This window comes from Streptomyces durhamensis, assembly GCF_000725475.1.
Taxonomy (GTDB): domain Bacteria; phylum Actinomycetota; class Actinomycetes; order Streptomycetales; family Streptomycetaceae; genus Streptomyces; species Streptomyces filipinensis.
The window spans coordinates 1-14,785 of the sequence record NZ_JNXR01000057.1; the positions used below are offsets into that span (position 1 = coordinate 1).

At 69.7% G+C, this 14,785-nt stretch carries 13 protein-coding genes, 1 rRNA gene, 1 pseudogene and 1 riboswitch; of the genes and pseudogenes, 12 read left to right on the top strand and 3 right to left on the bottom strand.

From position 1 onward, the window contains the following. From rrf to IO33_RS0141490, 11 genes are all read left to right on the top strand, one after another. Positions 1 to 99: ribosomal RNA gene (gene rrf, locus IO33_RS46415) — 5S ribosomal RNA — on the top strand; the annotation flags it as partial. A gap of 107 nt (positions 100 to 206) precedes the next feature. Continuing rightward, positions 207 to 815 carry a cardiolipin synthase ClsA gene (gene clsA / locus IO33_RS0141445; protein WP_031174258.1) on the top strand — a complete coding sequence of 203 codons (609 nt, stop codon included), beginning with the start codon at positions 207 to 209 and terminating at the stop codon, positions 813 to 815. A gap of 114 nt (positions 816 to 929) precedes the next feature. Further along, positions 930 to 3,425 carry a mannose-1-phosphate guanyltransferase gene (locus tag IO33_RS0141450; protein ID WP_031174259.1) on the top strand — a complete coding sequence of 832 codons (2,496 nt, stop codon included), beginning with the start codon at positions 930 to 932 and terminating at the stop codon, positions 3,423 to 3,425. A gap of 122 nt (positions 3,426 to 3,547) precedes the next feature. Continuing rightward, positions 3,548 to 4,465: a DUF881 domain-containing protein gene (locus IO33_RS0141455; protein ID WP_107069509.1), complete on the top strand. Its 918-nt coding sequence runs from the start codon at positions 3,548 to 3,550 to the stop codon at positions 4,463 to 4,465. Beyond that, complete coding sequence (locus IO33_RS0141460) at positions 4,462 to 4,794, top strand: small basic family protein (protein WP_031174261.1); 333 nt, start codon at positions 4,462 to 4,464, stop codon at positions 4,792 to 4,794. Before IO33_RS0141455 ends, IO33_RS0141460 begins: the two co-directional genes overlap by 4 nt. A 5-nt stretch (positions 4,795 to 4,799) precedes the next feature. Next, positions 4,800 to 5,684, top strand: coding sequence for a DUF881 domain-containing protein (locus IO33_RS0141465; RefSeq protein WP_037687351.1), 885 nt, complete (start codon positions 4,800 to 4,802; stop codon positions 5,682 to 5,684). Between the two features lie 190 nt (positions 5,685 to 5,874). Next, positions 5,875 to 6,705 carry a zinc-ribbon and FHA domain-containing protein gene (locus IO33_RS48805; RefSeq protein ID WP_209439017.1) on the top strand — a complete coding sequence of 277 codons (831 nt, stop codon included), beginning with the start codon at positions 5,875 to 5,877 and terminating at the stop codon, positions 6,703 to 6,705. Positions 6,706 to 6,749: 44 nt separating this feature from the next. After that, complete coding sequence (ftsR, locus tag IO33_RS0141475; protein WP_031174264.1) at positions 6,750 to 7,484, top strand: transcriptional regulator FtsR; 735 nt, start codon at positions 6,750 to 6,752, stop codon at positions 7,482 to 7,484. 84 nt (positions 7,485 to 7,568) lie between these two features. Further along, a complete protein-coding gene (locus IO33_RS0141480; RefSeq protein WP_026253112.1) occupies positions 7,569 to 8,042 on the top strand; it encodes a bifunctional nuclease family protein in 474 nt (157 codons plus the stop codon). A gap of 228 nt (positions 8,043 to 8,270) precedes the next feature. After that, positions 8,271 to 8,915, top strand: coding sequence for a MerR family transcriptional regulator (locus IO33_RS0141485; RefSeq protein ID WP_078964159.1), 645 nt, complete (start codon positions 8,271 to 8,273; stop codon positions 8,913 to 8,915). Positions 8,916 to 8,982: 67 nt separating this feature from the next. Beyond that, positions 8,983 to 10,428 carry a DNA polymerase IV gene (locus IO33_RS0141490; RefSeq protein WP_031174266.1) on the top strand — a complete coding sequence of 482 codons (1,446 nt, stop codon included), beginning with the start codon at positions 8,983 to 8,985 and terminating at the stop codon, positions 10,426 to 10,428. On the opposite strand, the gene IO33_RS0141495 is transcribed toward IO33_RS0141490, so the two are convergent. Continuing rightward, positions 10,350 to 10,721, bottom strand: coding sequence for a PRC-barrel domain-containing protein (locus IO33_RS0141495; protein ID WP_031174267.1), 372 nt, complete (start codon positions 10,719 to 10,721; stop codon positions 10,350 to 10,352). The genes IO33_RS0141490 and IO33_RS0141495 overlap by 79 nt on opposite strands. Before the next feature lie 119 nt (positions 10,722 to 10,840). Further along, positions 10,841 to 10,935, top strand: a riboswitch (glycine riboswitch). Between the two features lie 174 nt (positions 10,936 to 11,109). Here IO33_RS0141495 and gcvP point away from each other — a divergent pair. Further along, entirely contained in the window at positions 11,110 to 13,995 is a 2,886-nt protein-coding gene (gene gcvP / locus IO33_RS0141500; protein ID WP_031174268.1) for an aminomethyl-transferring glycine dehydrogenase, read from the top strand. Between the two features lie 53 nt (positions 13,996 to 14,048). On the opposite strand, the gene IO33_RS0141505 is transcribed toward gcvP, so the two are convergent. Together IO33_RS0141505 and IO33_RS51930 are read right to left on the bottom strand one after the other, a co-directional pair. Beyond that, positions 14,049 to 14,468, bottom strand: a complete 420-nt coding sequence (locus IO33_RS0141505) for a TOBE domain-containing protein (protein ID WP_031174269.1) — start codon at positions 14,466 to 14,468, stop codon at positions 14,049 to 14,051. A gap of 58 nt (positions 14,469 to 14,526) precedes the next feature. Next, positions 14,527 to 14,785, bottom strand: a pseudogene (locus IO33_RS51930) (hypothetical protein); the annotation flags it as partial.

The window sequence follows — 14,785 nt, forward strand, 5'->3', positions numbered from 1 at the left end:
AGGGAAACGCCCGGTTACATTCCGAACCCGGAAGCTAAGCCTCACAGCGCCGATGGTACTGCAGGGGGGACCCTGTGGGAGAGTAGGACGCCGCCGAACTCCTTTTAAAGCTCCGGCTCTTGGGCACTGCCCAGGGGCCGGAGCTTTTTTGCGTTGAGGTAGGGTCAGGGGGCATCGTTGGCTCGTTTCGCACAGGAGGCCCCCGGGTGGAGGTCCAGGAGACCCGTGTCCAGACAGACCGGGTCCTCACCATCCCCAACATCCTCAGCATGGCACGGCTCGTCGGCGTACCCGTCTTCCTGTGGTTGATCCTCAGGCCCGAGTTCGGGGGCCCGAAGAGCGACGGCTGGGCTCTTCTCGTGCTGGCTTTCAGCGGGATCAGTGACTATCTGGACGGCAAGCTCGCCCGGCGCTGGAACCAGATCAGCAACCTCGGCCGGCTCCTCGATCCCGCTGCCGACCGGCTGTACGTACTCTCCACGCTGGTCGGCCTCACCTGGCGGGAGATCCTCCCGGTCTGGCTGACCGCCCTCCTGCTGGCGCGAGAGCTGATGCTCCTGGTGATGGTGGGCATCCTCCGCCGGCACGGGTATCCGCCGCCGCAGGTGAACTTCCTCGGGAAGGCCGCCACCTTCAACCTGATGTACGCCTTCCCGCTGCTACTCCTCAGCGACGGCCACACCTGGATCGCGTCAGTCGCCTCTGTTTTCGGATGGGCGTTCGCTGGTTGGGGTACAACCCTCTACTGGTGGGCAGGAGTGCTCTACGTGGTACAAGTCCGCCGTTTGGTTCGGGCGGACGCCATGGCCGATTGAGCTCGGCGATTGTCCGGACGTTACGCCTCGATGGCCCGCGGTGGAAAAGTGCGGGACAATCTGGACGGGTGAAGTCGGCTAGACCGTCGTCTCTTGGAGGAGGACGCTTCCGACATGAAGGCCGTCGTGATGGCCGGGGGCGAAGGCACCCGCCTGCGCCCCATGACCTCTAGCATGCCCAAGCCGCTCCTGCCCGTGGCCAACCGCCCGATCATGGAGCATGTGCTACGGCTGCTCAAAAGGCACGGGCTCACCGAGACCGTGGTCACCGTCCAGTTCCTGGCATCGCTCGTCAAGAACTACTTCGGTGACGGCGAAGAGCTCGGAATGGAGCTCACCTATGCCAATGAGGAGAAGCCACTCGGTACCGCCGGAAGCGTCAAGAACGCCGAAGAGGCGTTGAAGGACGATGCCTTCCTCGTCATCTCCGGTGATGCCCTGACCGACTTCGACCTCACCGAGCTGATCAATTTCCACAAGGAGAAGGGCGCGCTGGTCACCGTCTGTCTGACCCGCGTGCCCAATCCGCTGGAGTTCGGCATCACGATCGTCGACGAGGAAGGCAAGGTCGAGCGCTTCCTGGAGAAGCCGACCTGGGGGCAGGTCTTCTCCGACACGGTCAACACGGGCATCTATGTGATGGAGCCCGAGGTGTTCAGCTACGTCGAACCCGATGTTCCGGTCGACTGGTCCGGCGACGTGTTCCCGCAGTTGATGAAGGAAGGCAAGCCGATCTACGGCTATGTCGCCGAAGGCTACTGGGAGGACGTCGGCACCCACGAGAGCTACGTGAAGGCTCAGGCCGACGTGCTCGAAGCCAAGGTCAACGTCGACATCGACGGCTTCGAGATCTCCCCCGGTGTGTGGGTGGCGGAAGGCGCCGAGGTGCATCCCGACGCCGTACTGCGCGGACCGCTGTACATCGGCGACTACGCGAAGGTCGAGGCCGGCGCGGAAATCCGCGAGCACACGGTCGTCGGCTCGAACGTCGTCGTCAAGAGCGGGGCCTTCCTGCACAAGGCCGTCGTGCACGACAACGTGTACGTGGGGCAGCACAGCAATCTGCGCGGCTGTGTCGTCGGCAAGAACACCGACATCATGCGTGCCGCGCGGATCGAGGACGGCGCGGTCATCGGCGACGAGTGCCTGATCGGTGAGGAATCGATCGTTCAGGGCAACGTCCGCGTCTATCCGTTCAAGACCATCGAGGCCGGTGCCTTCGTCAACACCTCCGTCATCTGGGAGTCCAGAGGGCAGGCCCATCTGTTCGGTGCCCGGGGTGTGTCCGGCATCCTGAACGTGGAGATCACGCCGGAACTGGCCGTGCGGCTGGCCGGCGCCTACGCCACGACGCTGAAGAAGGGCTCCACGGTCACCACGGCCCGCGACCACTCCCGAGGTGCCCGGGCGCTCAAGCGGGCGGTCATCTCGGCGCTGCAGGCCAGCGCCATCGACGTACGCGACCTGGAGAACGTGCCGCTGCCCGTGGCCCGGCAGCAGACCGCGCGGGGCAGTGCCGGCGGCATCATGATCCGTACCTCGCCCGGTGTGCCGGACTCGGTCGACATCATGTTCTTCGACGGAAACGGTGCCGACCTGTCGCAGGGCAGCCAGCGCAAGCTGGACCGGGTGTTCGCGCGGCAGGAGTACCGGCGGGCGTTCCCCGGTGAGATCGGCGACCTGTACTTCCCGGCGAGTGTCTTCGACTCGTACACCGGGTCGTTGCTGCGGAACGTCGACACGACCGGGATCGCCGAGTCCGGTCTGAAGGTCGTCGTCGACGCGTCCAACGGCAGCGCAGGGCTCGTGCTGCCGAGCCTGCTCGGCAAGCTCGGTGTGGACTCCCTGACGATCAATCCCGGTCTCGACGAGTCCCGGCCCACGGAGACGGCCGAGATGCGGCGCAACGGTCTGGTGCGGCTGGGCGAGATAGTGGCGTCCTCGGGGGCCGCGTTCGGTGTCCGGTTCGACCCCGTGGGCGAGCGGCTTTCGCTCGTGGACGAGAAGGGCCGGATCATCGAGGACGACCGGGCGCTGCTGGTGATGCTGGACCTGGTGGCCGCCGAGCGGCGCAGCGGGCGGGTGGCGCTGCCGGTGACCACGACCCGGATCGCCGAGCAGGTGGCGGCCTACCACGGCACCCAGGTCGAGTGGACGACGACCTCGCCCGACGACCTCACGCGCGTGGGCGGCGAGGAGGGCACCATCTTCGGCGGTGACGGCAAGGGCGGGTTCATCGTCCCCGAGTTCAGCAGCGTCTACGACGGCACGGCGGCCTTCGTACGGCTGATCGGGCTGGTCGCGCGCACCCAGCTCACCTTGAGCCAGATCGACGCGCGGATCCCGCGGGCCCATGTCCTCAAGCGGGACCTGGCCACACCGTGGGCGGTCAAGGGTCTGGTCATGCGGCGGGTGGTCGAGGAGGCCGGGGATCGCTTTGTCGACACGACCGACGGTGTGCGGGTGGTGGAGACGGACGGGCGCTGGGTGATGGTGCTGCCCGACCCGGCCGAGGCCGTCACCCATCTGTGGGCCGAGGGGCCCGACGACGCCTCGGCGCAGGCCCTGCTCGATGAGTGGTCGGCCGTCGTGGACAGCGCCGGGCGGTAAGGCGGGGCGCGTCACCGGGCGGCAAAACCCACGCACGCGCGCGTGCCGGACAAGTGTCCCCAAGGGGGCCTGTCCGGCACGCCGGTGGGGCCATTCGGAGGTACCGGGCGCGACATGCGACGATGTGCGGCATGCCGCAGCAACCCCCCGTTCGGAGCAGCCCGGCGCGGCCGCAGCGCCCGGACGCCTCCATGTCGTTGATCACCAACGTCATGGACCACAGCCTCGACGACGGGTATGCCGAGGCCGCCGCCCGGAAGAAGTCCCAGGGCGAGGGCGGGCTGCCCAGGACCCTGCGGGCGAAGCTGGGCCTTGCGGCGGGGCTCGTGCTCGCGGCGCTGGTCGTGACCGTCGGGGCGGCCCAGACGCGGGCGGCGGCGCCCGTGGTGGCGAAGGAGCACCAGGAGCTGATCGACCGCATCGACAGCGAGACCGCGGCCGCGGACAAGCTGGAGGGCACCGTCGACCAGCTCCGGGACGAGGTCGGTGCACGCCAGCGGGCGGCGCTGAAGTCGAGTGGCGGTGGTGCGCGGGCGGACCTGGTGGAGGTGCTGTCGGGTGCCACCGCGGTCCACGGGCCGGGGGTCAAGCTCGTCGTGAACGACGCCAAGGAGGCCAGCTCCGGCGGTGACGGCACGAACCCCCGGGAGACGTCGGGGTTCTCCGACACCGGGCGTGTGCGTGACCGGGACATGCAGCGCGTGGTCAACGGGCTGTGGGAGTCGGGCGCGGAGGCCGTCTCCGTCAACGGGCAGCGGCTGACCGCTCTGTCCGCGATAAGGGCCGCGGGGGACGCGATACTGGTCGACAACAGGCCGCTGGTGCCGCCGTACACCGTGCTGGCGGTGGGAGACGGGAGCAGGTTGGGCGACGCGTTCCAGAACAGCGCCGACGGCTTGTACCTGCACGCGTTGGAGCAGGACTTCGGTATCCGCGCCACCATCTCCACCGAGGGTGACCTTCGGTTGCCCGCCGCACCGAGTGTGATCGTACGTATAGCACAGCCGAGCACCGAGAAGACTGAGAAGGGCACATCGTGATCGCCGTACTGGGCCTCGTCGTGGGAGTCGTGGCCGGCCTGTTGGTCCGGCCCGAGGTTCCGGCGGTCGTCGAGCCTTATCTGCCGATTGCCGTCGTGGCGGCGCTGGACGCCGTGTTCGGTGGCGTGCGGGCCATGCTCGACGGCATCTTCGACGACAAGGTCTTCGTCGTGTCGTTCCTGTCGAACGTCGTCGTCGCCGCCTTGATCGTCTTCCTCGGTGACAAGTTGGGCGTCGGTGCGCAGCTGTCCACGGGTGTCGTCGTGGTTCTTGGTATCCGGATCTTCTCCAACGCCGCGGCGATCCGGCGCCACGTGTTCCGGGCGTGAGATCGATGAGCGAACACAACGAGCACAACGAGCAGCCGGATAGCCGGGATAAGTCGGATATTCCGGGCGGACCGGACAGGCCTGAGAACAGGCTGCGCAAGGAGCTGCCCCAGGAGGTGCCCGCTCGGGCACCGGAGCCGGCGCCCGAGCCGGCGGCGCAGGAGCCGCTGACCGGCCGGCAGCGGCTGGTCAAGGGGCTGTGGCCGCCGCGAGTCACCCGGGCCCAACTCATCGTCGCCCTGCTGCTGTTCGGCCTGGGCTTCGGCCTGGCGGTGCAGGTGGCGTCCAACAGCGACAGCGACAGCGCGCTGCGCGGCGCGCGCCAGGAAGATCTTGTTCGCATCCTCGATGAACTGGATTCGCGCACTCAGCGTCTTGATGACGAGAAGCAGGGACTCGAAAAACAGCGCCAGGAACTGCAGAGCAGCTCCGACCAGGCCGCGGAGGCCCGCAAGCAGACGGCCGAGAAGGAGAAGCAACTCGGCATTCTGGCGGGCACCGTGGCGGCGCAGGGTCCCGGCATCACGATGACGGTCGAGGACACGAAGGGGACGGTCAAGGCGGACATGCTGCTCGACGCGATCCAGGAGTTGCGCGCGGCCGGTGCGGAGGCGATCCAGGTCAACGGGGTACGGGTGGTGGCGGGCAGCTACTTCACGGACTCCGGCAAGAGTGTCGCCGTCGACGGGAACAAGATCAACGCTCCCTATCGTTTCAAGGTCATCGGCAAGCCGCAGGACCTGGAGCCGGCGTTGAACATTCCGGGCGGCGTGGTGCAGACGCTGGAGAAGGAGCAGGCCACGGCGACCGTCGAGCAGTCGGACAAGATCGTTGTTGACGCCTTGCGACAGGCGAAGCGGCCTGACTACGCTCGGTCGTCCTCGCAGTGAACCGGTGGTGCATGGGGGACGTCCGGCAGGGGCATGAGGTTGCGGGGGGTCGGCGCACCGAAGGGGTGGCGCGTGGTGGAAACTGTCTGGTGGATACGGACGTTGTGAGAATGTCCGGCTCGGCCGGTGTAGGCAATCAGGGTTCGTCCTGCCCCACGGGCGGGTCTGTTTCGGTCAAGGGGAATCGCCCGTGAAGTTGTTTGCGAAGTTGTTCGGCAAGAGCGCACGAGAGGGCAGCGGCAACGCGACCGCCCGGCATCGCGCACAGCCTGACGCGGAGGGCCAGCGCCCGCTGTTCCGGGACCAGGTCGCTGGTCCGGGCGGTGACATTTCCGGAGGTCAGAACGGGGCGTCGGTTGACCCTGCCCAGTCCGGCGGCATAGGTTTCGGGCAACCGTCAGCCTCAGGTGCGGGCGGGGGATACGCCCCCGGTCCGTACGCGTCCAACGCCCCTGCGGGGCAGCCGCAGCAGGAGGATCCGTCCATGTCGGCCCTGGTGTGTACGAGGTGCGGTAACCGCAATGCGGAGAACGCGCGCTTCTGCTCCAACTGTGGCGCGCCGCTGCGCCCGGGAGTGGCGCCGGAGCGTGCCTCCGAGACGACGTCCACGATCTCGATCTCCGGTCTCGAGGCCTACGACGCCGAGGTGACCGGTCAGACGCAGATGCCGATGCTGTCGCCGGAGGCGCAGGCTGCGGTGGACGCGCTGCCGCTGGGTTCGGCGCTGCTGGTGGTGCGCCGGGGACCGAACTCGGGCAGCCGCTTCCTGCTGGACAGCGACCTGACCACGGCCGGCCGGCATCCGCAGAGCGACATCTTCCTGGACGACGTCACGGTCTCGCGCCGGCATGTGGAGTTCCGGCGCTCGCCGGACGGCTCGTTCACCGTGGCGGACGTGGGCAGTCTGAACGGCACGTACGTCAACCGCGAGCGGATCGACCAGGTCGCTCTGTCGAACGGTGACGAGGTGCAGATCGGCAAGTACCGGCTGGTGTTCTACGCGAGCCGGCAGGGCATCTGACCCGCCCCCGGACCGGCGTCCGGGGGGATTCCCAGGGAAGGTCCATGCTTCAAACACCGAGCGGCGGTGCCGGAAGCGGTACCGCCGCCAGGGACAGGCTGATGAGCATCGGCACGGTGCTGAACGTGCTGCGCGACGAGTTTCCCGAAGTCACCATCTCCAAGATCCGCTTTTTGGAGTCCGAGGGGCTCATCGAGCCGCAGCGGACCCCGTCGGGGTACCGAAAGTTCAGCGCCGGGGATGTCGAACGCCTGGCTCATGTGCTGAGGATGCAGCGGGACCACTATCTGCCGCTCAAGGTGATCCGTGAGCGGCTGGACGCGATAGAGCGGGGCGAGGCCGTCCCGCTGCCCGTCGTGGGGCGTCAGCGCACCGCGGAGGACGTCGCCGAGCCGCCCGGGGAGCGCACGGTGGCCCGCGTGGGCAGGGACGAGCTGCTGGCGGCCGCGGAGATCGACGAGAGCGCTCTGAAGGAGTGGGAGTCGTACGGCCTCATCGCTCCCCTGGAGGGCGGGGTGTACGACGCCGAGGCCGTCACCGTGGCCTCCCTCGTCGCCGAACTGGGCCGGTTCGGGATCGAGCCGCGCCACCTTCGGGTGATGAAGGCCGCCGCCGACCGCGAGGCCGGACTCGTCGACCAGGTGGTCGCCCCGCTCAGGCGCCATCGCAACCCGCAGACCAGGGCTCATGCCGAGGCCCGTGCGAAGGAGCTGGCGGCGCTCACCATGAAGCTGCACGCGGCACTGGTGCAGACCGCTCTGGGCGTGCGGCTGCCCTGAGCGCCGGCGGTTCGGGGTGCCGGATCGGCCACCTGTTCCCGGCCCGACTACCCAAACATCCCGGGCACGGCCTAGGGTTGCTGTGTGAACGAGCTCGATGTCGTAGGTGTCCGGGTCGAAATGCCCTCCAACCAACCGATCGTGCTCCTGCGCGAAGTGGGAGGCGACCGTTACCTCCCCATCTGGATCGGGCCGGGGGAGGCGACGGCGATCGCCTTCGCCCAGCAGGGCATGGCCCCCGCCAGGCCGCTGACCCACGACCTGTTCAAGGACGTGCTGGAGGCCGTCGGCCAGGAGCTGACCGAGGTACGCATCACCGATCTGCGGGAAGGCGTCTTCTACGCGGAGCTGGTCTTCGCCAGCGGCGTCGAGGTCAGCGCCCGCCCCTCCGATGCCATAGCGCTGGCCCTGCGCACCGGCACGCCGATCTATGGCAGCGACACGGTGCTGGACGACGCCGGCATCGCCATTCCGGACGAGCAGGAGGACGAGGTGGAGAAGTTCCGCGAGTTCCTCGACCAGATCTCGCCCGAGGACTTCGGCACCAGCAGCCAGTGACCGCGACGGGCCGGCGGGCGCCGGCCCTGGTGAGGCGGGCATGTGCCACCGGCCAGTAAGGGCGTCCTACGGCCTTCCCCGAGTGCATTCGGCTAGCCTTTCCCCGCGGTGGGACACGGGAAACCACTCCTAGGGTGATTATCACTCGGCGTGCCGAGTGTGGCGATCGTTGACGCACCCCTGGTGACTGCCTACCGTCGTGAAGGCAGGTCAAGGACGGAGGTCGGCGTGAGAACCAGCGGCGACGGTACGGCTGGGGGTGCCCCCGTGCGCGGTTTCGGGGAGAGCGGTCCGTACCCGGTTCACAGCAGCGCGGTGGATCACGCTCCGCAACGGCCGACGGCAGTGCCGAACGGCGGAGGGGCGGCGTCCATGACGTCGGAAGAGATCGGTTACCGCGGGCCGACGGCCTGTGCGGCGGCGGGGATCACCTACCGGCAGCTCGACTACTGGGCGCGCACCGGCCTGGTCGAGCCGAGCGTGCGGCCCGCCCACGGGTCGGGCACCCAGCGGCTGTACAGCTTCCGGGACGTGGTCGTCCTGAAGATCGTGAAGCGGTTCCTGGACACCGGGGTCTCGCTGCAGAACATCCGCACGGCCGTGCAGCACCTCAGGGAACGCGGTTTCTGCGATCTGGAGCGGATGACCTTGATGAGCGACGGTGCCACGGTCTACGAGTGCACCTCGCCCGACGAGGTCCACGCCCTTCTCCAGGGCGGCCAGGGCATCTTCGGCATCGCCGTGGGAGTGGTGTGGCGGGACGTGGAAAGCGCGCTCTCCCAGCTGCACGGCGAGCGCATCGACACGGGCGAGACCCTCGTCGGGAACAACCCCGCGGACGAGCTGGCGCGGCGCCGCAACCGGGCGGTCTGACCTCCGGGCACACCGGGCGCCCTCCAGCACCACGGCGTTGTCAGTGCCGTGGTGCAGCATCGGAGATGTGAGAAACGCGCCCACGATCCTGCATCTCGACATGGATGCCTTCTACGCCTCGGTGGAGCAGGCATCCAAGCCGAGCCTGCGCGGGAAGGCGGTCGTCGTGGGCGGCCTCGGGCCACGCGGAGTGGTGGCCACGGCGTCGTACGAGGCGCGGGTCTTCGGGGTGCACTCGGCGATGCCCATGGCCCAGGCCCGCCGGCTGGCGCCCAATGCCGCCTATCTGGTGCCGCGCTTCAGCGTGTACCGGTCCATCAGTGAGCAGGTGATGGCGCTGCTGCGGGAGCTGTCACCGCTGGTGGAGCCGCTCAGCCTGGACGAGGCGTTCGTGGACCTGGAGGCCGGCGGGACGGCCGAGGACGCGCGGTCGGCGCGGCTGGCCGGGACCAAGCTGCGCGCGGACATCCGGGCGGTCACCGGACTCACCGGGTCGGTGGGGCTCGCGGCCTCCAAGATGCTCGCCAAGATCGCCTCCGAGCAGGCCAAGCCGGACGGCCTGGTGCTCATCGAGCCGGGGTCGGAGCGGGCGCTGCTGGGGCCGATGCCGGTGCGGACCCTGCCGGGGGTCGGGCCGGCCACGGGGGACCATCTGCGCAGAGCCGGGATCACCACGGTCGGGGAGCTGGCGGAGGCGGGCGAGGACGAACTGGTCCGGCTGCTGGGCAAGGCGCACGGGCACGCGCTGTACGCCATGGCGCTGGCCCGCGACGAGCGGCCCGTGGTGGCCGAGCGCGAGGCGAAGTCCGTGTCGGTCGAGGACACCTACGACGTGGACATCCACGACCGGCTGCGCATCGGCCTGGAGGTGCAGCGGCTCGCCGACCGCTGTGTGCGGCGGCTGCGCGAGGCCGGGCTGTCGGGGCGCACCATCGTGCTGAAGGTCCGCAGGTACGACTTCTCGACCCTGACCCGCTCCGAGACGCTCAGAGGGCCCACGGACGATCCGGCGGTCGTGCGGGAGGCGGCCGCCCGGCTGCTGGACTCGGTGGACACCACGGGCGGGGTACGGCTGCTGGGCGTGGGGGTGTCCGGGCTCGCCGACTACACGCAGGAGGACCTGTTCGCGCAGGCGCTGCCCGCGCGGGCGGCGGAGGTACCGGAGGAGGCCGTGGCCGATGCCGCCGTGGAGCGGCCGGAGCCTGTCGAACGGCACTGGCGCGCCGGGCAGGATGTGCGGCACGCCGAGCACGGGCCCGGGTGGGTCCAGGGCAGTGGGCTGGGGCGGGTGACCGTGCGTTTCGAGACGCCGCAGTCCCCGCCGGGGCGGGTGCGGACGTTCTCCGTCGACGATCCCGCGCTGGAGCAGGCTGATCCGTTGCCGTTGGTGACGGGTCCCTCCGATCCGCCCGCGGCGGTTGCGCCGGCCGGGGCTCAGGCCTCCTCCGAGCCCGCCAGCTTGCCGAAGTCGTGGTCGGGGACGGCGGGAGGTGGGGCCACGTCCAGGCCGTAGTGGTGGTAGAGCTGGAGTTCCTGCTCGGGGGAGAGGTGGCGGCCGACGCCGAAGTCGGGCGCGTCCTTGATCAGGGAGCGGTCGAAGGGGACGTGGAGGGAGCCTTCGACCAGTTCGCTGGGCTCCAGGGGGACGAAGGCGTCCCGGGAGAACAGGCCGGTGCGTATGGCCGCCCACTCGGGCACACCGGTCGCGTCGTCGAGGTAGACCTCGTCGACGGTGCCGATCTTGGTGCCAGTGCGGTCGAACGCCTTGCGGCCGATCAGGTTGCGCGGATCGATCTCGGTCTGCACGGTCCCTCTCCCTCCACTTGGTCGCAACACATCCGTAAGCACTACGAAAGAGCACATTCAGGGAGGCGGCCACTCGAAGGCTCGGGCGTTGACCTCGCTGGTAGGCTGACAGCGGCTGCTGACCCCGTGCGGGAGAGTCCTCCGACCACCTCGGAGGCGCCGAAGGAGCAAATCCTCCCCGGAATCTCTCAGGCTCACGTACCGCACGGACGAGGTCACTCTGGAAAGCAGGGCGGGTGTCGACGGCTTCCGCTCTCACCGACGGTGAAAGCCGGGGCCCTCGGGTACCCGGTGAAGCTCTCAGGTTGAGATGACAGAGGGGGAGGCCGTCCGGGCACCCGCGCCGTGGTGCCCTTCGAAGGTCGCGTCAGACCAGGAGGCCTCCGCAATGACCGCCCACCGCATTCCGCTCTCGGAACTCGAAGCGGGTATCCCCTTCGAACAGCGCCACATCGGGCCCGACCAGGAGGCGCGGGCCAAGATGCTCGCGCACGTCGGCTACGGTTCCCTCGACGAGCTGACCGCCGCCGCGGTCCCGGATGTGATCAAGAACGCCGACGCCCTCGACCTGCCGGGCGCCCGCACCGAGGCCGAGGTCCTCGCCGAGCTGCGCTCGCTCGCCGACCGCAACCAGGTCCTGGACTCCATGATCGGCCTGGGCTACTACGGCACCTTCACCCCGCCGGTCATCCTGCGCAACGTCATGGAGAACCCGGCCTGGTACACCGCCTACACGCCGTACCAGCCGGAGATCTCCCAGGGGCGGCTCGAGGCCCTGCTGAACTTCCAGACCGTGGTCGCCGACCTCACCGGTCTGCCCACCTCCGGCGCCTCTCTGCTCGACGAGGGCACGGCCGCCGCCGAGGCGATGTCCCTGTCCCGGCGCATGGGCAGGAACAAGAAGGGCCTGTTCCTGATCGACGCGGACGCGCTGCCGCAGACCATCGCCGTCATCGAGACGCGCGCGGAGCCGACCGGTGTGGAGGTCGTCGTCGCCGACCTCAGCGAGGGCATTCCGGCCGAGATCGCCGAGCGCGAGATCAACGGCGTACTGATCCAGTACCCGGGCGCCTCCGGTGCCGTACGGGACATCAAGCCGGTCATCGACCAGGCGCACGAGCTGGGCGCCCTGGTCACCGTGGCCGCCGACCTGCTCGCGCTGACGCTGCTGACCTCGCCGGGCGAGCTGGGCGCGGACATCGCCGTCGGTACGACCCAGCGCTTCGGTGTGCCGATGGGCTTCGGCGGTCCGCACGCGGGCTACATGGCCGTGCACGAGAAGTTCGCGCGCAGCCTGCCCGGCCGCCTGGTCGGCGTCTCCGTCGACGCGGACGGCAACAAGGCCTACCGGCTCGCGCTGCAGACTCGTGAGCAGCACATCCGCCGGGAGAAGGCCACCAGCAACATCTGCACGGCGCAGGTGCTGCTCGCTGTGATGGCCGGCATGTACGCCGTCTACCACGGGCCGGAGGGCCTGCAGGCCATCGCCCGGCGCACGCACCGGTACGCCACGATCCTCGCCGCGGGCCTGAAGGCCGGCGGTGTGGAGATCGTCCACGGTGCCTACTTCGACACCCTCACCGCGCGCGTGCCCGGCCGGGCCGCCGAGGTCGTGGCCGCCGCCCGGGCGGGCGGCGTCAACCTGCGGCTCGTCGACGCCGACCACGTCTCCCTCGCCTGCGACGAGACGACCAAGCGGGCTCAGCTGGCCGCCGTCTTCTCCGCCTTCGGCGTCGAGGGCGACATCGAGGCCCTCGACACGACCGCCGAGGACACCCTCCCCGAGGCGCTGCTGCGCACCGACGTCTACCTGACCCACCCGGTCTTCCACCAGCACCGCTCCGAGACCGCGATGCTGCGCTACCTGCGCAGGCTGGCCGACCGCGACTACGCGCTCGACCGCGGCATGATCCCGCTGGGCTCCTGCACCATGAAGCTCAACGCGACCACGGAGATGGAGCCGGTCACCTGGCCCGAGTTCGGCCAGCTGCACCCCTTCGCGCCCGCCGAGCAGGTCGGGGGCTACCTCACGCTCATCCGTGAGCTGGAGGAACGTCTCGCCGAGGTCACCGGCTACGACAAGGTCTCCCTCCAGCCGAACGCCGGTTCCCAGGGCGAGCTGGCTGGCCTGCTGGCGGTGCGCGGCTACCACCGCGCCAACGGCGACGAGCAGCGCACCGTCTGCCTGATCCCGTCCTCCGCGCACGGCACCAACGCCGCCAGCGCCGTGATGGCCGGCATGAAGGTCGTCGTCGTCAAGACCGCCGAGGACGGCGAGATCGACGTCGAGGACCTGCGCGCCAAGATCGAGCAGTACCGCGACGAGCTGGCGGTGCTGATGATCACCTACCCGTCGACGCACGGCGTCTTCGAGGAGCACGTCGCCGACATCTGCGCCCAGGTGCACGAGGCCGGCGGTCAGGTGTACGTCGACGGCGCCAACCTCAACGCCCTGGTGGGTCTCGCCAAGCCGGGCCACTTCGGCGGTGACGTCTCCCACCTCAACCTGCACAAGACCTTCTGCATCCCGCACGGCGGCGGCGGTCCCGGCGTCGGCCCGGTCGCGGTCCGCGGGCACCTGGCGCCGTACCTGCCGAACCACCCGCTGCAGCCGGCCGCGGGCCCGGAGACGGGCGTCGGCCCGATCTCGGCCGCCCCCTGGGGCTCCGCGGGCATCCTGCCGATCTCGTGGGCGTACGTCCGCCTCATGGGCGGCGAGGGCCTCAAGCGCGCCACGCAGGTCGCCGTACTCTCGGCGAACTACGTCGCCAAGCGCCTGGAGCCGCACTTCCCGGTGCTCTACACCGGCCCCGGCAACCTGGTCGCGCACGAGTGCATCATCGACCTGCGTCCGCTGACCAAGTCGACCGGCGCGAGCGTCGACGACGTGGCCAAGCGCCTGATCGACTACGGCTTCCACGCGCCGACGATGTCCTTCCCGGTGGCCGGCACGCTGATGATCGAGCCGACCGAGTCGGAGGACCTCGCTGAGCTGGACCGGTTCTGCGACGCGATGATCGCCATCCGCGCCGAGATCGAGAAGGTCGGTACGGGCGAGTGGCCGGCGGAGGACAACCCGCTGCGCAACGCCCCGCACACCGCTGCCGCGCTCGGCGGTGAGTGGACGCACTCCTACAGCCGTGAGGAGGCCGTCTTCCCGGCCGGGGTCTCGGCCGCCGACAAGTACTGGCCGCCGGTGCGCCGTATCGACCAGGCCTTCGGCGACCGCAACCTGGTGTGCTCCTGCCCGCCGCTGGACGCGTACGAGGACTGAGTGAGCGGTGCTTGCAGGGCCCCGACCGGTTTCCGGGCGGGGCCCTCGCCGTGTCAGGCCGTCGCCAGCGCCACCTCCGTGGACTTGATCAGGGCGACCACGGAGGCGCCCTGGGCGAGGCCCAGGTCGGTGGCCGAGTCCTTGGTGACGGCCGAGGTCACCGAACCGCCCTCGATCGCGATCTTCACCGTGGCCATGGCGCCCCCGGTCGCGATGCCGGTGACGGTGCCCGGCAGCTGGTTGCGGATCGAGACGCGGTCGATCGGCGCCGTGGCGAGGGAGACCTCGGTGGACTTCACCAGGGCCCGCACCGAGGAGCCCTCTGCCAGGCCGAGGTCGCGGACGGCCTCCAGGGTGATCGCCGCGGTCAGGTCCTGACCGCCGTCCAGACGGATCCTCACGGTGGCCATGGCCTCGCCCGGCTGGATCGCGGTGACCGTGCCGGGGAGCTGGTTGCGGATGCTCAGGGTCATGGGCACTCACGGTAGAGCGCCTGCCCGATCAGGCCGGGTATGCGGGTGTCCGCGCCGCTCAGGCCGTCGCCCGGACGGATGCGCCGAGGCGCAGACGGAGATCCTGGCCTGCCACCGCGCGGCGCCGGCGACCACGGGCGCCGGCGCCGGCTGGCCGGTCCCGGAACAGGATGCCGGCGCTGGCCGGGGGCAGTGGGGTGTCCGTGCCGATGCGGCGGCGCCGCGGCCGGCCCGTGCGGGGGCCGGTCGCGGCGTCGGTCTCGTGGAGCGAGGTCACGGCTTGAGGAATCCGGCCTGGCTGAGGACCTTCTGGCCCT